Source organism: Streptomyces albidus (ex Kaewkla and Franco 2022), assembly GCF_013870515.1.
Taxonomy (GTDB): Bacteria; Actinomycetota; Actinomycetes; order Streptomycetales; family Streptomycetaceae; genus Streptomyces; species Streptomyces albidus.
The window spans coordinates 1-17,337 of record NZ_JACBXA010000120.1 but is presented as its reverse complement, the minus strand read 5'-3'; the positions used below and the strand labels follow the sequence as shown (position 1 = coordinate 17,337).

General features: G+C 70.7%; 18 protein-coding genes. 14 read left to right on the top strand and 4 right to left on the bottom strand.

Annotated features, from left to right (window positions below):
• The 4 genes from H5J26_RS18175 to H5J26_RS18160 all read left to right on the top strand — a co-directional run.
• The coding region (locus H5J26_RS18175; RefSeq protein ID WP_181766940.1) for a molybdopterin-dependent oxidoreductase at positions 1–886 on the top strand (886 nt) is incomplete at its 5' end.
• A 92-nt stretch (positions 887–978) separates the two neighbouring features.
• Positions 979–1,611, top strand: coding sequence for a fasciclin domain-containing protein (locus H5J26_RS18170; RefSeq protein WP_181766939.1), 633 nt, complete (start codon positions 979–981; stop codon positions 1,609–1,611).
• Positions 1,612–1,878: 267 nt separating this feature from the next.
• Entirely contained in the window at positions 1,879–3,054 is a 1,176-nt protein-coding gene (locus H5J26_RS18165) for a S1 family peptidase (protein ID WP_181766938.1), read from the top strand.
• A 371-nt stretch (positions 3,055–3,425) separates the two neighbouring features.
• The gene (locus H5J26_RS18160; RefSeq protein WP_181766937.1) at positions 3,426–3,854 is read left to right on the top strand and encodes a hypothetical protein; all 429 of its coding nucleotides are present in this window, start codon (positions 3,426–3,428) and stop codon (positions 3,852–3,854) included.
• A 121-nt stretch (positions 3,855–3,975) separates the two neighbouring features.
• On the opposite strand, the gene H5J26_RS18155 is transcribed toward H5J26_RS18160, so the two are convergent.
• Positions 3,976–4,281 (bottom strand): 4a-hydroxytetrahydrobiopterin dehydratase, encoded by a 306-nt coding sequence (locus H5J26_RS18155; protein WP_181766936.1) that lies wholly within the window; start codon positions 4,279–4,281, stop codon positions 3,976–3,978.
• 84 nt (positions 4,282–4,365) lie between these two features.
• Positions 4,366–4,713 (bottom strand): VOC family protein, encoded by a 348-nt coding sequence (locus tag H5J26_RS18150; RefSeq protein ID WP_181766935.1) that lies wholly within the window; start codon positions 4,711–4,713, stop codon positions 4,366–4,368.
• 203 nt (positions 4,714–4,916) lie between these two features.
• Between H5J26_RS18150 and H5J26_RS18145 the strand changes: the two genes are divergently transcribed.
• Entirely contained in the window at positions 4,917–5,744 is an 828-nt protein-coding gene (locus H5J26_RS18145; protein WP_181766934.1) for a helix-turn-helix domain-containing protein, read from the top strand.
• 12 nt (positions 5,745–5,756) lie between these two features.
• Here the strand turns inward: H5J26_RS18145 and H5J26_RS18140 are convergent, their stop codons facing one another.
• Positions 5,757–6,158 (bottom strand): nuclear transport factor 2 family protein, encoded by a 402-nt coding sequence (locus tag H5J26_RS18140; protein WP_181766933.1) that lies wholly within the window; start codon positions 6,156–6,158, stop codon positions 5,757–5,759.
• Positions 6,159–6,438: 280 nt separating this feature from the next.
• On the opposite strand from H5J26_RS18140, the gene H5J26_RS18135 reads away from it, so the two are divergent.
• The 9 genes from H5J26_RS18135 to H5J26_RS18095 all read left to right on the top strand — a co-directional run bounded on the left by H5J26_RS18135 (position 6,439) and on the right by H5J26_RS18095 (position 16,014).
• Complete coding sequence (locus tag H5J26_RS18135; RefSeq protein ID WP_181766932.1) at positions 6,439–7,533, top strand: LacI family DNA-binding transcriptional regulator; 1,095 nt, start codon at positions 6,439–6,441, stop codon at positions 7,531–7,533.
• Positions 7,527–8,813 carry an extracellular solute-binding protein gene (locus tag H5J26_RS18130; RefSeq protein WP_181766931.1) on the top strand — a complete coding sequence of 429 codons (1,287 nt, stop codon included), beginning with the start codon at positions 7,527–7,529 and terminating at the stop codon, positions 8,811–8,813. Before H5J26_RS18135 ends, H5J26_RS18130 begins: the two co-directional genes overlap by 7 nt.
• A gap of 9 nt (positions 8,814–8,822) precedes the next feature.
• Positions 8,823–9,800 (top strand): carbohydrate ABC transporter permease, encoded by a 978-nt coding sequence (locus H5J26_RS18125; protein WP_181766930.1) that lies wholly within the window; start codon positions 8,823–8,825, stop codon positions 9,798–9,800.
• A gap of 3 nt (positions 9,801–9,803) precedes the next feature.
• On the top strand, positions 9,804–10,649 hold the full coding sequence (locus tag H5J26_RS18120; RefSeq protein ID WP_181766929.1) for a carbohydrate ABC transporter permease: 846 nt from the start codon (positions 9,804–9,806) through the stop codon (positions 10,647–10,649).
• Between the two features lie 76 nt (positions 10,650–10,725).
• Positions 10,726–11,742, top strand: coding sequence for a glycosidase (locus tag H5J26_RS18115; RefSeq protein WP_181766941.1), 1,017 nt, complete (start codon positions 10,726–10,728; stop codon positions 11,740–11,742).
• A 34-nt stretch (positions 11,743–11,776) separates the two neighbouring features.
• The gene (locus H5J26_RS18110; protein ID WP_181766928.1) at positions 11,777–13,408 is read left to right on the top strand and encodes a glycoside hydrolase family 13 protein; all 1,632 of its coding nucleotides are present in this window, start codon (positions 11,777–11,779) and stop codon (positions 13,406–13,408) included.
• A gap of 61 nt (positions 13,409–13,469) precedes the next feature.
• On the top strand, positions 13,470–14,498 hold the full coding sequence (locus H5J26_RS18105; RefSeq protein WP_181766927.1) for a PHP domain-containing protein: 1,029 nt from the start codon (positions 13,470–13,472) through the stop codon (positions 14,496–14,498).
• A gap of 13 nt (positions 14,499–14,511) precedes the next feature.
• Positions 14,512–14,820, top strand: coding sequence for a YrhK family protein (locus H5J26_RS18100; protein WP_181766926.1), 309 nt, complete (start codon positions 14,512–14,514; stop codon positions 14,818–14,820).
• A 123-nt stretch (positions 14,821–14,943) separates the two neighbouring features.
• Positions 14,944–16,014, top strand: coding sequence for a fatty acid desaturase family protein (locus H5J26_RS18095; RefSeq protein ID WP_181766925.1), 1,071 nt, complete (start codon positions 14,944–14,946; stop codon positions 16,012–16,014).
• A 113-nt stretch (positions 16,015–16,127) separates the two neighbouring features.
• Here the strand turns inward: H5J26_RS18095 and H5J26_RS18090 are convergent.
• A partial coding sequence (locus tag H5J26_RS18090; protein WP_181766924.1) for an alkaline phosphatase family protein occupies positions 16,128–17,337 on the bottom strand: 1,210 nt, incomplete at its 5' end.

Sequence of the window (17,337 nt, the reverse complement as noted above, 5' to 3'; positions counted from 1 at the left end):
CGTCACGCCCAGCAAGGACTTCTACCGCGTGGACACCGCGCTCACCGTCCCCCGCGTCGACGTCTCCCGCTGGACGCTGCGCGTCCACGGACGCGGCGTGCGCCGCCCGTTGACCCTGACCTTCGACGACCTGCTGGACAGGAAGCTGATCGAGCGGCACATCACCCTCACCTGCGTCTCGAACCAGGTCGGCGGCTCGTACGCGGGCAACGCGCGCTGGCTCGGCGTACCGCTGGCGGACCTGCTGCGGGAGGCCGGAGTCCGGCCGCCGTCCCGCGGCGGCCCGGCGGATCAGCTGGTGGCCCGCTCCGTGGACGGGATGACGCTGGGCAGTCCCGTCGAGACGGTCATGGACGGCCGGGACGCCATGCTCGCCGTCGGCATGAACGGCGAACCGCTCCCCTTCACGCACGGCTTCCCCGTCCGCATGGTCGTCCCCGGTCTCTTCGGCTACGTCTCGGCCTGCAAATGGCTGCGGGAGCTGGAGCTGACCACCTTCGACGACTACGACGTCTACTGGGTCAGGCGTGACTGGGCGCGCGACGCACCGGTCAAGACGCAGTCCCGCATCGACACGCCCCGGCCGCTGGCGTCCCTGAAGCCCGGCACCGTGCAGGTCGCCGGCGTCGCGTGGGCGCAGCACAGGGGCATCGACCGCGTCGAGGTACGCGTCGACGACGGCCCCTGGCGCAGGGCCGAACTGGCCGCCGAGGACAGCCGCGACACCTGGCGGCAGTGGGTGTGGGAGTGGCGTGCCACTTCCGGCAGCCACCGGCTCCAGGTGCGGGCCACGGACCGGGACGGCCGGACGCAGACCGCCGAGCGCGTCGGGACCGTACCCGACGGCGCCACCGGACGGCACTCGGTGGTGGTCGACGTGACATGACGTGACCGCCGCCCCGCACGTTCCCCCGCGATCACTCGCTTCGCCGAATCAGGGACTCCGCCGTGGAGTTCCCAATCCCAAGGAGAGACACCATGAACGCTTCACGCATCCGCCGTTCCGTCGTCGCCGTCACCGCTGTGGCCCTGCTGCCCATGGGCATCAGCGCCTGCTCCAGCGACGACGGCGGGAGCGACAAGGCCTCCGACAGCAAGAAGTCCGCCCCGAAGCAGTCGAAGCCGGAGGCGGCGAGCGCCGAGTTCGGCCCCGCCTGCAAGGCCGTTCCCAAGACCGGCAAGGGCAGCTTCCAGGGCATGGCCCAGGACCCGGTCGCCACCGCGGCGAGCAACAACCCCGAACTGTCCACCCTGGTCAGCGCGGTGAAGAAGGCCGGTCTGGTCGACACCCTGAACAGCTCGAAGGACATCACCGTCTTCGCGCCGACCAACGCCGCCTTCGACAAGATCCCGAAGGCCGACCTGGAGAAGGTGCTCAGCGACAAGAAGACGCTCACCAAGATCCTGACCTACCACGTGGTGGGCAAGCCGCTCCCCAAGGAGAAGCTGGCCGACGGTTCCTACCCGACCCTGGAGAAGGACGAGCTGACCACCAGCGGCTCCGGTGACTCCTACAAGGTCAACGACAAGGCCGCCGTGGGCTGCGGCAACGTCGAGACGTCGAACGCCACGGTGCACATCATCGACTCCGTGCTGATGCCTCCCAAGTAGTACGGAGGCGTCACGGGCGGGACGGTCCGTGCGGTGCCTGGTTGATCCGCACCGCACGGGCTACCCGCCCGTTCGGGGCACCGGGCCGCCCCCTCTTCGGGGCAGGCGCTGCCCGGGCGGCACCCCGCGACATCCTGCCGGGGTCGCGGGGTGCCCCGTCCCGTGGGCCATCTGGTCCACGCACCGGTGGTGCCGCCCGGTCGCTCGCCGGACGCTGAGGCATGGGCCTATCACGCCCGCGCATCAGCGACACGAGGAGAGAGCGCCATGCCCCGTAAGGTTCCCGTCCTCGCCGCTACGGCCGTGGCCGTCGGCGCCCTCGTCATCGGCTCTCTTCCCGCCGCGGCGGAGCCCTCTCCCCGGGCACAGACTCCCCTGGACGGCGCGGAGCCGTCCCCCGAGATCGCCCCCGGAATGCTCAAGAGCGTCAGCCGGGACCTGGGCATCACCCCGGCGGACGCGAAGACCAGGATCTCCAACGAGCAGCGTTCCGTGGCGGTCGAGAAGGCGCTGCGCACGAAGCTGGGGTCGCGGTACGGGGGCGCGTGGGTCACCGGCTCGACCTCGAAGCTCGTCGTGGCCACCACCGACCGGAACGACACCTCCCTCATCACCGCCGCCGGCGCCACCGCGCAGGTGGTCGACCACAGCCTCGCCGAGCTCGAGAAGGCGAAGAACGCGCTCGACCGTACGGCCCGGACGCGGGCACCGCGCGGCACCTCGATCTGGGCGGTGGACGTGCGCACCAACAGCGTGGTCGTACGAGCGGAGGAACCCGCCGCCGCGAAGGACTTCCTCGCTCGCAGCGGTGCGTCCTCCACGGTGGTCCGGGTGACGCAGTCCGCCGAGCAGCCCCGCACCTACGCCGACGACCTGCGCGGCGGCGACGCGTACTACTCCAACGGCTCCACCCGCTGCTCCATCGGCTTCGCCGTCACCAAGGGCACGCAGCAGGGCTTCGTGACGGCCGGACACTGCGGCAAGGCCGGGGCGAAGACCACGGGTCACAACCGCGCGGCCCAGGGCACCGTCCAGAGCCGCTCCTTCCCCGGGAACGACTACGGCTGGGTGGAGGCGAACAGCGACTGGAGGGCGACGCCCTACGTGAAGGGCCCCGGCGGCGCGAACGTGACGGTCTCCGGATCGCAGCAGGTGCCCTCCGGTTCCTCGGTCTGCCGCTCGGGCTCCACCAGCGGCTGGCGCTGCGGCACCATCGAGCACCACGACGCCACCGTCACCTACGAGGAGGGCACGGTGCAGGGCCTGACGCGTACCTCGGTGTGCGCCGAACCGGGCGACTCCGGCGGGTCGTTCATCTCCGGCGACCAGGCGCAGGGGATGACCTCGGGCGGCTCCGGCGACTGCTCCACCGGTGGTTCCACCTACTACCAGCCGGTGGCCGAACCGCTGACGACGTACGGCCTGACTCTCAGCACCGGCTGAGTGAACCGGCGAAACGGGTCTCTGCCAGGGACGAAAGTCCTGGCAGAGACCCGTTTTTCGTGGGCGAGGGCTCACAGCCCCCCTGGACGCGGACGCGGGTCGGTCCGGTCGAGGCGCTGCTCGTCCTGCGGAAGGGCACGGCGGCGAGGCGACTGCGGCTACGGCTACGGCTACGGCTACGGCTACGGCTACGGTCAACTCGACCCTGTGCACATCGAGTTGGGGGATTGATCACCATTCAGCGCCTGATTATCGCTATCACCTAATGTCGCGTCAGATCACCGACTCCGCGACGGAACCCGCAAGCGCGCAGTGTGCGAGCGGCCCCGTCCGGGGCCCGGCCCCGGACCACCGACTCCATGGAGGACACCATGACGAGCCGCACCTCTACGACCAGACGATGGCGCCGTCGCGCCGCCGCGGCAGTCGGCGCGTTCGCGCTGGCGGGTGCCGCGGTGTGCACCACCGCCTCGACGGCGTCCGCCGCGCCCTCGCCCGCCCACGAGGCGCGGACGGCCCCCTGCAGCTCGGGCTACGTCTGCATCTACAAGGGCGACATCTGGGACGGCAGCCCCAACCACCCGATGGTGTACAGCTTCTACCGCTACGGCACGTACAACGTGGCCAACCTCATCGGCGACTACACCGTGGTGAACTGCCAGACGGGCGGTGCGGGGGTCAAGGGGTTCACAGGGTCGAACGGCACGGGAAGCGTGGCGTGGAACCTCGACGTCAACAACTGCAGCACGGGCCTTTGGACGAGCCTCACGTCGACGAACTCCGTGCAGGTGTACGCCTGACCGCACGCGGTCCCCGCACGCTGACGGTGTGACAGCGTCCCCGGGGTGCCCGGTGGTCTTACGGACCGGCGGGTCGAAGGCGGGCGCCAGTGCCCCGCCTTCGGCCGGCAGGCCTCTGCCGTCAGCTCGCGCCGTGCCCGGCGGCGACGTCCTCGATACGGCGGGCCAGTTCGATGTCCTTCTCCGTCACGCGCCCTCCGGCACTGTGCGTGTTCACCGTGACCGACAGCTTGTTGTAGCCCAGCGCCATCTCGGAGTGGTGGTTCAGCTCCTCCTGGATCGCGGCCACATGGATGACCATCGCGGCGGCGGGCAGGTGCTTGGCGAAGGAGTAGGTCCGGGCGATGCTGTCGCCGTCGGTCGTCCAGCCGGGCAGCCCGGCCAGTGCTTCCGCGGTCTGCTCCGGGCTCAGCGCTTCGGGGGCCATGAGGTGTCTCTCGCTTCCTGTTGACGCCGCTTCCCACCCTAGGACGTGGATCAAGCGGGGCTCGCTCCCGGCGTTCCTTCGCGGTCACGGGTGGCTCAGGACGTTGACCACCCGGCCGTTGGGGTCGCGGACGAAGAACCGGCGCACTCCCCACTCCTCGTCCTGCAAGGGGTGCACGATGTCCGCGCCGCTCTCCCGCATCACCGCGTAGGCCGCATCCACGTCGTCCACCTCGACGCTCATGTCGGGCACGACGGGCGCGGTCTCGTCGTGGCTCATGAACGTGACCTGCGCCGTGGGGTTGGAAGGAGAGGCGAGGGTCATGACCCAGCCGAGGTTCATGACCTCCTCGAATCCGAGGAGGCCGTAGAAGTCCCGGCTCTCCTCCATGGCCTCGGACCGGATGTCGGGCATGACGCGGCGGATGGACACGGGGCGACTCCTGCGGACGGCGGGAACGGACGTGTCTCCGATTCTCTCCGGAGGAGACCGGCGGCGCAGCCGTCGCAACCGGGAGCCGCCGCCCCGGGGAGATACCCGGCGGCCGTGCACGGGCTCCTCGCCGTTCCGGCTTCCCTGCGGGCGGGCCCGGTCCGGCCGCCGTCCCGGTGCCGGAGACGCCCTAGGCTCTTCGCATGACCACCGCAGCGCGCGACATCCCCGCCGACGGCCACGGGAACGGTGCTCCCAGCACGGTGGGCCCCCTGCTGCGCAGTTGGCGCGAGCGTGCAGGCCTGAGCCAGCTCGACCTCGCGCTGCGTGCCGACTCCTCGTCCCGGCACATCAGCTTCATCGAGACGGGTCGCTGCCGGCCCAGCCGCGGCATGGTGCTGCGGCTGGCGGAGCATCTGGACGTACCGGTCAGGGAGCAGAACGCGCTGCTGGTCTCCGCGGGTCACTCCCCGCAGTACGCCGAGACACCTCTCGCCTCCCCCGCCCTGGCGCCCCTGCGGGCGGACCTGGAGCGGATGGTGGCCGCCTACGAGCCGTACCCGGCGCTGGCGGTGGACGGCACGTACCAGGTGCTCGCCGCGAACCGCGCCATCGGCATGCTGCTCGAAGGGGTCTCCGCCCGGCTGCTGGAGCCGCCGGTCAACGCCATGCGCATCACCCTCCACCCCGAGGGCCTCGCCCCGCACATCCTCAACTTCCGCGAGTGGCGCGACCATCTGCTGAGGCAGATGGAACGGCAGCTGGCGCTGCTCCGCTTCCAACCTCTGCGGGAGCTGTACGAGGAGGTCTCGGCCTTCCCCGTACCGCCGGGCGGGGAGGAACGGGCCGGCCGGGACAGCCCGTTCGCGCTTCCGATGGTGATCGAGCACGAGGGGCGCAGGCTCTCGTTCCTGTCCACCATCGCCACCTTCAACACCCCGCTGGACGTCACCGTCTCCGAGCTGGCGATCGAGACGTTCCTGCCGGCGGAGCCGGAGACGGCGGAGAACCTCCGGCTCCTCATGCCGTAGGAGGGCGGTCGCTCATGCCGGGGAAGCGCCCCCCGGAACCCGGTCGAGGAAGCCCAGCACGGACCGGATCCGACCGTCACCGGCAAGCGTGATCACATCGGATCCGGCGACGGGCGCGGCTTCGCCGTCGCCCGCGTCGGAGCTCCCCCGGGGCGCCCGCAGTTCCCAGGTGAAGCGTGCGGTGTCGTGGTGGCCGTCCACCGCGCCGGTGTGCACGAAGGTGAAGCCGGGGAACTGCTCGCGCACGGCGGCGATCACAGCGGCCAGTTCCTCGTGGCCCCGTGCGTCGGCGAGAGGGTCGGTGTAGGAGCCGTCCAGGGCCCAGGCGGCGGCGACGCTCTTCTCCTGCTGCTCGGGCGCTTCGGCGTTCCAGGCCTCGAAGTAGCGGGCGACGGCGGACTCGTAGCGGTTCATGGCGTGCTCCCTCGGTCGACGATCAAGGTATGGACGGGCCCCGGGCCGGAGTGCGCCGGTCCGGGGCCGCCTCCTCCAAGCCTGGGCGGCGCCCCCTGACGGGTCGATTACCTGCGAGGTAAGGGAGGCGTCCCCGGCCGCGTGGCCGGTGAAGTCGCACGCGCAGAACCGTTGACACGTGTCACAGGGATCCGGTTGAGTGCAGTCATTGCGCGGTCGTTAAAGCGGTTTAAACAACATATAACGCGCAACTCATCGGCGTACGGACGGACTTGAGTTCATGGCAGCACGGGATCGGCGTCCCACGATCGCGGACGTGGCGAAACTGGCGGGGGTCTCCCCCAGCGCGGTCTCGTTCGCGCTCAACGGGCGCCCGGGCCTGGCCAAGGAGACCAAGTCACGCATCCTGGCCGCCGCCGCCGAACTCGGCTGGCGGCCGAGCCGCCCCGCGCAGGCGCTCTCACACGGCAAGGCCGGCGCGTTCGGCCTCGTGCTGACCCGGGAGACGGACGCCATCGGCGCCGACCCGTTCTTCCCCGCGTTCATAGCCGGTGTCGAGTCGGTGCTCTCGCCGCGCGGGGACTCCCTCGTACTGCACGTCACCGGCCCCGACGACGAAGCAGCCGCCTACACGCGGCTGGCGGCCGACCGCCGGGTCGACGGCGTGCTGCTCACCGACATGCGCATCGACGACCCCCGCCCGGCGCTGACCTCCGAACTCCGCCTCCCCGCAGTGGTGGTGGGCGATCCGGAGTGCGCGCAGGGGCTGTGCGCGGTCGGCCTGGACGACCGGCCCGCCTTCACCTCCGCCGTGGAGCGCCTGGTGGAGCTGGGCCACCGACACATCGCCCACGTGGCCGGGCCGCAGGAGTTCCGGCACTCACGGCGACGACAGGAGTCGTGGGAACTGGCCGTACGGGCGGCGGGGCTGACTCCCGGCCCCGTACTGCCCGGCGGGTTCACCGCCGACGGCGGCGCCGCCGCCACCCGGGAACTGCTGGCGGCCGACGCCCGGGACAGGCCCACCGCGATCGTCTACGCAAACGACCTGTCGGCCACCGCCGGTCTCGCCGTGGCGCACCAACTGGGCCTGGCCGTACCGGAAGACGTGTCCGTCGTCGGCTACGACGACACCCCGCTGGCCGCCTACACGCACCCGCCTCTCGCCTCCGCACGCGCGGACGCACTGGGCTGGGGTGCGGCGGCGGCGCGCGCGCTGGACGCGGTCATCAAGGACGGCCGTGCCGACGATGTCGAGCTCGCCCCCGCCGAGTTGCTGCCGCGCGCGTCCATGGGGCCCGCACCCGCGGGAGGGCCAGGCCGAAAGTCCGAACGCACCACGATCCGACCGACAGTACGGAGAGAGCCTTGCTGAGGAAGACGGGAGCGGCGCTGCTGGCGCTCGCGCTGGCGGGTGCGAGCGCGGGCTGTGCCCGAACGGCGCCCGACAGCGCAAAGGCAGCCTCGGCACGAGGGCCCATCACCGTGTGGCTGTCGAACAACGCCCAAGAGGTCGTCTGGGGCGAGAAGATGGTCGCCGAGTGGAACAAGGCGCACCCGAAGGAGCGGATCAAGGCCCAGCAGATACCCGCGGGCAAGACCTCCGAGGAGGCGCTGAGCGCCTCGATCATCGCCGGCAACAGCGCCTGCCTGGTCTTCAACGCCTCACCCGCCTCGGTGCCCCAGTTCCAGAAGCAGGCCGGACTCGTCCCGCTCGACGACTTCCCCGGCGGGGAGCGCTACGTCACCTCCCGTACGGGAGAGCGCGCCGCTCAATACCGCTCGGAGGACGGCAAGTTCTACCAGCTGCCGTGGAAGAGCAACCCGGTGATGATCCTTTACAACAAGAAGCACTTCAAGAAGGCCGGACTCGATCCCGAGCACCCGAAGCTGTCCACGTACAAGGACTTCCTGGACAGCTCGCGCAAGATCGTCCGCAGCGGTGCCGCCAAGGCGGCGATCTGGCCGGCGCCCAGCTCCGAGTTCTTCCAGTCCTGGTTCGACTTCTACCCGTCCTTCATCGCGGAGAGCGACGGCAAGCAGCTCGTGAAGGACGGCAAGCCGCAGTTCGACACTCCTGCCGGGCGCCGCGTCGCGAACTTCTGGCGCACGGTCTACCGGGAGAAGCTGGCGCCGCAGGAGGCCTTCCCGGGCGACGCCATGGCCGCGGGCAAGTCCGCGATGACCATCGCCGGGCCGTGGGCCGTGGCGGCGTACAAGGACAGCATCGACTGGGGCGTCGTGCCGGTGCCGACCTCCGAGGGCCGGTCGCTCAAGGAGACCAGCACGTTCTCGGACGAGAAGTCCGTCTCGATGTTCAGCGCCTGCAGGAACCGGGCCACGGCCTGGGACGTGCTGAAGTTCGCGACGTCGAAGAAGCAGGACGGAGCGTTCCTGAAGGACACCGGCCAGATGCCGATGCGCCCGGACCTGCTGGACGAGTACCGGTCCTACTTCGAGAAGAACCCCGGCTACAAGAAGTACGCCGAACAGGCCGACCGCACGGTCGAGGTCCCCAGCGTCGCCGGCTCCATCGATATGTGGCAGGCGCTGCGTGACAGGTGGACCGCGTCCGTCGTCTTCGGCCGGGAGAGGCCCGAGGGCGCGCTGCGCGACGCCTCCCGCGACATCTCCACGATCCTTGACGAATACTGAGGTCCCCTGATGAGTCTCCCCCTCATATCGCGCTCGCAGGGCAGCGGGCACCGGCCGCGCCCTCAGAGCGGCGGGCACCCGTCGCGCTCCCAGGGCGGCGGGCACCGTCCGCGCCGCCCGTCGCTGGGCGCCCTGTTCGTCTCGCCGTACGCACTGTTCCTGCTCGTGGTCTTCGCCGTGCCGCTCGGCTACACGGTGTGGATGTCCTTCCACCGCTTCTACTTCACGGCGCCCGGCGCCGACGTGGACGCACCGTGGGTCGGGCTGGCCAACTACGTGGACGTGCTCACCGATCCGGTGGTGCTGCGCTCCTTCCTCAACATCGGCATCTTCCTCGTCATCAACGTGCCGCTGACCGTGCTGCTGTCTCTCACACTGGCATCGGCGCTCAACGCGAAGCTGCCGCTGCGCTCCTTCTTCCGTGCCGCGTACTACCTGCCGTACGTCACCGCGAGCGTGGCCCTGGTGGCGGTGTGGTCGTTCCTCTTCGGCACCGACGGACTGGTCAACAAGCTGCTGGGCGACCTCGCACCCGACCCTTCATGGCTGGTCAACTCCACGCTGGCGATGCCGGTCGTGGCGGTGTTCGTCACCTGGAAGGGACTGGGCTTCTTCGTGATGCTCTATCTGGCCGCGCTGCAGAGCGTGCCCGGGGAGCTGTACGAGTCGGCTGCCGTCGACGGCGCGGGTCGCGTGAGGACCTTCCTGACGGTGACCGTGCCCGGCGTACGTCATGCCACCACCCTCGTCACGGTGCTGGCCATCATCACCGGCTCCAACCTCTTCACCGAGCCGTACCTGCTCACCGGCGGCGGCGGACCCGATCACGCCTCGGCCTCACCGGTGCTGATCCTCTATCAGAAGGGCATCGAGCAGGCTCACCCCGACTTCGCGGCCGCGCTCGGCGTCGTGCTCGTGCTCTTCGTGGTGACGCTCTCCCTGATCGCCCGCAGGTTCACCGAGAAGAACGACAAGAAGGGGGCCTGAGCCATGAATCCGAGTCGCGGTTCCGCCCGCCGTCCACTGAGCCTGCTGGTGCTCCTGCTGGGCGCCGTCGTCTTCCTCTTCCCGTTCCTCTACATGTTCGGCGAGTCGCTGCAGAAGGCGACCACGGGCGACCTGGGATCGGCGATCCCTCGCCCGGGCACCAGCGGGACGCAGAACTACGAGGCCATCAACACCGCCATCTCGCTGGGCACTTCGCTGATCAACTCCGGCATCTTCACGATGGGCGTGCTGCTGTGCACCCTCGTACTGGGCGTACTCGCCGGATACGCCCTCGCCCGGCTGCACTTCCGCGGCCGCGGCACGCTCTTCGCCTCGCTGCTCCTCGTGCAGACCGTGCCGTTCCAGCTGCTGATGCTGCCGCTGTACGTGCTGGTGGTGCGGGACTACGGACTGGGCGACAGCTATCTGGGGATGATCCTGCCCTTCGCGATCAACTCCACCGCCGTCTTCCTCTTCCGCCAGTTCTTCCTGCAGATGCCCCCCGAACTCTTCGAGCAGGCACGCATCGACGGCGCCGGCGAACTGCGCATCCTGTGGCGCGTCGCCATCCCCATGGCCCGTCCCGCGCTGCTCACCGGCACGCTGCTCACCTTCATCGGCCCCTGGAACGAGTTCCTCTGGCCGTTCCTGGTGACCAAGGACGCCTCCATGCAGCCGCTCGCCGTCTCCCTGGCGGGCTTCATGAGCAATCTGCGCGGCACCGTCGAGAACCCGGCGGGGGCCCTCATGGCCGGGGCATGCGTTCTGGCTGCCCCCGCAGTCGTGCTCTTCCTCCTCTTCCAGCGCCACTTCACACAGACGAACATCGACTCCGGAATAAAGGGCTGATCGCACCGTGCACGACCGCACCACTCACACCGACCCGACTCACATCCCGTACCGGCTCGTCCGGGAGGGTGTCGTCATGTCGCCCTCTCCGGGGGATCCCCTGGAGGCGGAGGGTGTGCTCAACCCCGCGTCCGGACGTACCGAGGACGGCGCCCTGCACCTGCTGCCGAGGCTCGTGGCGGAGGGCAACGTCTCCCGTGTCGGCCTCGCCGAGGTGACCCTGACCGAGGGCGTGCCGACCGGCGTCGCCCGGCGCGGCGTGGTCCTGGCACCCGACGCCGGCTGGGAGCGGGGCACGAACAACGCCGGGGTCGAGGATCCGCGGGTGACGTGGATCCCGAGCCTCGGGCAGTACGTGATGTCGTACGTGGCCTACGGCCCGCTCGGGCCGAAGCCGGCGCTCGCCGTCTCGTCCGACCTCAGGGAGTGGAGGCGCCTGGGGCCGCTCCAGTTCGCCTACCAGCCCGACCTGGACACCGACCTCAACCTCTTCCCCAACAAGGACGTCGTGCACTTCCCCGTCCCGGTCCCGGGCCCGGACGGGGAGCCCGCCTACGCGATGCTGCACCGGCCCATGTGGGATCTGGCCTGGTTCCGCCCCGGTGAGGGCGTGCACCTGCCGGCCGGCGTGAGCGACGAACGTCCCGGCATCTGGATCTCCTACGTCCCCGTCGCCGAGGCGGAGGCGGACATCACCGCGCTGACCAGGCCGCGGAACCACCGGCTCGTCGCACTGTCCGAACACCCCTGGGAGAGCCTGAAGATCGGTGCCGGCCCGGCGCCGATCCAGGTCGAGGAGGGCTGGCTGCTCATCCACCACGGCGTGTCCGGCAGCATCAAGGACCCCTTCGTACCGAACCAGCACGTCAGCTACGCGGCCGGCGCGATGATCCTCGACCCGGCGGACCCGGCGAAGGTGCTCGCCCGCTCCTCGGAGCCGCTGATGGCCCCGGAGACGGAGGAGGAGCGTTCGGGCACGGTGCCCAACGTCGTCTTCCCCACGGCCATCGAGGAGATCGACGGCGTCCGGTACGTCTTCTACGGCATGGCGGACGCGCACATCGGCGTCGCCCGTCTGGAACGGACGGAGTGACCGCACACCACGTCGAGGACGGGCGGGGGGCTTCGTGACGCGTGACGCCTGGTGGCGGGACGCCGTCTGCTACGAGATCCACCCCCGCTCGTTCGCGGACTCCGACGGCGACGGGGTGGGCGACCTCGCCGGAGCGCGGGCGCGCCTGCCCCACCTGCGTGACCTCGGTGTGGACGCCCTGTGGCTCACGCCGTTCTGCCCCTCGCCGCTGGTCGACGCCGGTTACGACATCAGCGACCCCACAGGCGTGGCACGGGACGTGGGCACGGTCGAGGACCTGGACGCGCTCACGGCCGAAGCGCACGCCCTGGGGCTGCGCGTGCTCGTCGACCTCGTCCCGAACCACACCTCCTCCGAACACCCCTGGTTCCGTGCGGCTCTCGGCGCACCTGCCGGAGACCCGGCCAGGGCCCGCTACATCTTCCGTGCGGGCCGCGGTCCGCACGGCGAGGAGCCGCCCAACGACTGGTGCTCCGCCTTCGGCGGCCCGGCCTGGACCCGGGTCCCCGACGGCGAGTGGTATCTGCACCTGCACGCTCCCGAGCAGCCGGACCTGGACTGGCGCAATCCGGAGGTGCCCGCCGAGTTCGAGCGAGTCATGCGCTGGTGGCTGGATCACGGCGTCGACGGCTTCCGTGTGGACGTCGCCCACGCGCTGTTCAAGGCCCGCGGTCTGCCCGACGCCGGACCCGGGCAGCACCAGGATCCGCTGCGCAACCACCTGATGCCCTACTACGACCAGGAGGAGCTGCACCCCCTCTACCGGAGCTGGCGTGCCCTGCTGGCCGCTCACCCCGAGGGACCGCCCGGCTCCGCCGCCGCCCACGACCGGCTGCTCGTCGCCGAGGCGGCCGTCTTCGAACCGGGGCGCCTGGCCCGCTACGTCCGTCCGGACGAGATGCAGCAGAGCTTCAACTTCGCCTTCCTGGAGTGCGATTGGGACCAGGCCGCCCTGCACCGCGTCATCGAGGACTCGGCACGGGCGATGGAGTCGGTGGGTGCGCCCGTCACCTGGGTCCTCTCCAGCCATGACTCCGTACGCCCCGTCACCCGCTTCGGCGGCGGCAGCACCGGGATGCGGCGGGCACGGGCGGCGGCGCTGCTGATGCTGGCGCTGCCCGGAACGGCCTACGTCTACCAGGGCGAGGAGCTGGGCCTGCCGCAGGCTCAGCTGCCCGACGACCGGCTGCGCGACCCCGTCTGGGAACGCTCCGGGCACACCGAGCGCGGGCGGGACGGCTGCCGCGTGCCGCTGCCCTGGTCCGGGACGGCTCCCCCGTACGGCTTCTCCACGGCGGCGCCCTCGGAGTGCTGGTTCCCCCAGCCGGAGGACTGGGGCGCGCTCACCGTACGGGCACAGCAGGACGACCCGGATTCCGTGCTCGCCCTCTACCGGGAGGCGCTCCGCATCCGCCGGGAACATCCCGCGACGGGCGGAGGGCCGCTGCGGCTGCTGTCCGAGTCCGGCGCCTCGCACCTCGCGTTCGACCGCGGCACGGGGATGCGGTGCATGGTCAATTTCGGTCCCGGAGAACTGCTTCTCCCCGAGGACGCGAAGGTGCTGCTGGCCAGCGGTCCGACGTCCGGAGGACGGCTGCCCGCCGACACCGCGGCGTGGCTCTCGACGGCTCCGGCGCGCACCGGCGCGGCCGGTGAGTCACCGTAGGGGGAGGACTGTCCCCCTACGGACGACGGGGACACCCGAACGCATCCCCCCGGAGGCATTGGTGGACCCGCAGACGGCACTGGACCGGATCGCTTTTCTGCTGGAGCGCGGGCAGGCGCCGACGTACCGGGTGCGGGCCTTCCGTACCGCGTCGGACGTGCTGGCGGGCCTGACGGCACAGGAAGTGGAGCAGCGTGCCGCCGCCGGGAGCCTGGAGTCGCTCAAAGGGGTGGGGCCCAAGACCGCACAGGTCGTACGGGAAGCGCTGCGCGGCGAGGTCCCGCAGTACCTCGCGAAGCTGGAGACGGAGGCCGAGACCGAAGCCGAGGCGGAACGTCAGGCCCCGTACGCCGAGGAGGCCGTCCGCCTTCGCTCGGCGCTGCGCGGCGACTGCCACCTGCACTCCGACTGGTCCGACGGCGGCAGCCCGATCGAGACGATGGCCCGCGCGGCCAAGGAGCTCGGCCACGAATGGGCGGTGCTGACCGACCACTCGCCCCGGCTGACCGTCGCACGCGGACTCTCCCCCGAGCGGCTGCGCGCACAGCTGGAGGTGGTCGCGGAGGTCAACGAACAGCTGGCACCGTTCCGGCTGCTGACCGGCATCGAGTGCGACATCCTCCTCGACGGCTCCCTGGACCAGGAGGAGGAGCTGCTCGCCGGGCTCGACGTGGTGGTCGCGTCCGTGCACTCCAAGCTGAGGATGCCCAGGGCGGAGATGACGCGGCGGATGCTCGCGGCCGTCCGCAACCCGCTGGTCGACGTGCTGGGCCACTGCACGGGCAGGCTGCGCTCGAGCCGCCCGGAGTCGGAGTTCGACGCGGACGCGGTCTTCGCCGCGTGTGCCGAGTCCGGCACCGCCGTGGAGATCAACTGCCGCCCGGAAAGGCTCGATCCGCCGCGCCGTCTGCTGCGCCGGGCGGTGGACGCCGGGGTCTTCTTCTCCATCGACACCGACGCGCACGCCCCGGGCCAGCTCGACTGGCAGATGAACGGCTGCGTACGCGCAGTGGAGTGCGGCGTGCCGGCCGAGCGCGTCATCAACACCTTGCGGGAGCCGGAGCTGCTGAGCTGGACCCACGACGGGTGACGGGAGACCGAGGGTGTCCGAGAACGGGCCGCGAGAGCCAGGACCCAACGCGCTGACGCTGCACGTGGGCAAGGAAGAGCTGGTGATCCGGCAGCGCTACGAGGTGGCGTCCATCGCCAACGACATCCTCATCGCCGTGTGGTTCCTCATCGGCAGCGTCATGTTCTTCTCTCCCGAATGGCAGACCCCGGGCACCTGGTGCTTCGTCTTCGGCAGCGTGGAGTTGCTGGTCAGGCCGGTGCTCCGGCTCTCCCGTCACCTCCACCTCCAACGGATGCAGGGCACTGGCCACTACGGGTCGGAGTCCTCGCAGGACTTCTGATCCGCGGGCGACCCCCGGTGCGGGGGTGCACCCAGCGACACCCCCCTCATGCGGTCTGCACCCCTGCCGGGAGGCGGGCTGCGCGGCTGTCGGCGAAGAGCCCCCACCACGAGGCTTGTTCACATGACGACAGCGACCCCGGTGCCCACCGCACCGTCACCCCGCGGCACCGAACGGACCGAACGGGGCAGCGACTTCGCCGAGCTCTCCCGGCGCATCGCCGAGGCCGGGCTCCTCAGACGCCGGCCGGGCTACTACACGCTGCGGCTGACGCTCGTGGGTGTGGCACTCACGGCGGGCTGGACGGCGTTCTTCGTGCTCGGCGACACCTGGTGGCAGATGGCGGTCGCCGTCTTCCTCGGTCTGGTCTTCGGGCAACTCGCCCTGGCGGCGCACGATCTCGCCCACCGCCAGGTCTTCACCCGGCGCAGGGCGAGCGAGGTCGGCGGGCGCCTCGTCGGCAACCTCGGCATCGGGATGTCCTACGGCTGGTGGATGAACAAGCACACGCGGCACCACGCCAACCCGAACCACGAGGAGCTGGACCCGGACGTCAGCCCCGACATCCTCGTCTGGTCGCAGGACCAGGCCCGCGCCGCGAAGGGTCTGCCGCGCTTCATCGGGCGGCACCAGGCCGGGCTCTTCTTCCCGCTTCTCACGCTCGAAGGCTTCAACCTCCACGTCTCGAGCATCCGGGCGCTGCGCGAACGGCACATGAAGAAGCGCGTGTTGGAGGGCACGCTGCTCTTCGCACACCTCGGCGGGTACCTGGCAGCGCTCTTCCTCGTGCTGCCGCCCACGACGGCGCTGGCGTTCCTCTTCGTGCACCAGGCCGTCTTCGGCGTCTACCTCGGGTCCATCTTCGCCCCCAACCACAAGGGCATGCCCACGCTCACCGGTGAGGACCGTCCGGACTTCCTGCGCCGGCAGGTGCTCACCTCCCGCAACGTACGGGGCGGACCGTTCACCGACATCGCGCTGGGCGGGCTCAACTACCAGATCGAGCACCACCTCTTCCCGAGCATGCCGTCGCCGCATCTGCGCCGCGCGCAGGTCATCGTGCGCGACTACTGTGCCGAACTCGGCGTCGGCTACCACGAGACGGGGCTCGTCGCCTCGTGGCGTGAGGCGCTCCGCCACCTGCACGAGGTGGGGGTGCCCCTGCGGTCGGGAGCTGACGGCCGCACGTCCTGACGCCTCGCTCCGCTGAGCCGGTGCTCCCGCAGGGGGCGCCGGCTCAGCGATCGCCTACCGCGATGAGAGGTCACCGGGAAACGTCACAATGCGCCGCGGTCCTCAGCTGCCCGTCACGCGGGGTGAGGTGCCGGGAACTCCTCCTCGGCCGCCTGCGACGCGTCGCCGGACTTGGGCGACGGGACGAAGCAGCCGGCCGACTCGTTCAGCCAGCGGCGCAGTACGAGGTGCACGCGCTCGGCCCCGACCAGTTCCTCGCCGTCGGTCGGAGCGGACAGTTCCACCGGCGAGAGCAGGAACGCGTGGTTCTGCTCACCGCCCAGCCCGCCGTGCGAGCCGATCTGCTCCTCGAAGGCGTGAACCGTTCCGGCCTCCGCGTCGACCACAGAGTTGATCATGATGTCCGGCACGTTCTGGAACCCTGCCGTACGGCGCACGGTCTGCGCCGCACCCGGACCGAACGGCTCCAGGGGGTCGCTCCCGCCGATGATCTCGCCGGTGTTCAGGCGGTGTTCGGCCCCGTCCCGGCCGAGGACCACGGGGCCGTGCTGCTCGCTGCGCAGCAGCAGGAACCCGATGCCCGGGTGGTCGGCGAGCGTACGCAGAAGTGCCGGATACCGCTTCTCCACCTGCTCCAGCGACATCTGGTCCGGCACGTCGGGGAACGAGACGAGACCGAGGTTGCCGGAGGCCAGGACGAGCGGCCCCGCGCTCTTGGACGGTGTGCGCTCCCCGTCGTGCGGGTGAACCTCCGGCCTGTGCAGCGCGGCCCGAGCTGCCGCACGCGCCTCCGCACCGCTCGGCGTGCGGACCACACGCCGCGAGACGGGAAGCCCGCAGCCGGCCCGCACCAGGTCCTCGAGAGTCAGCCCGTAGGCGTCGCGAAAGGTCGCTCCCTCGCTCTGGCCGTGGTCGGAGAGCAGCACGACGCGGTACGGACGCGGGGCCCGCTGGACCGCCTTGGTGATCAGCGCGAGCGACCGGTCGAGGCGGCGCAGCACCTGCTGGGCGTCATGCCCGCCGGGCCCCGAGTGGTGTGCCACCTCGTCGTAGGCCACGAGGTCGGCGAAGACGGCGGTACGGCCGCTGAAGACGTCCCCCAGTACGGCCGCGACGACCACGTCACGCTGCACGACCGTGGCGAAGGCACGGATGAAGGGGTAGAGCCCGCCCCGTGAGACGCGCGGCCGACGGCCGCTGAACCGCGCCCGGGTCGACTGCACCAGCTCGCGGACGACCTCCGCGACGAAGGAGACGGCGGTACGCGTCGCGTTGGCCGGGTCGGAGAAGTAGGCGACGTAGCCCGCGCGGGACCGGTTGTCG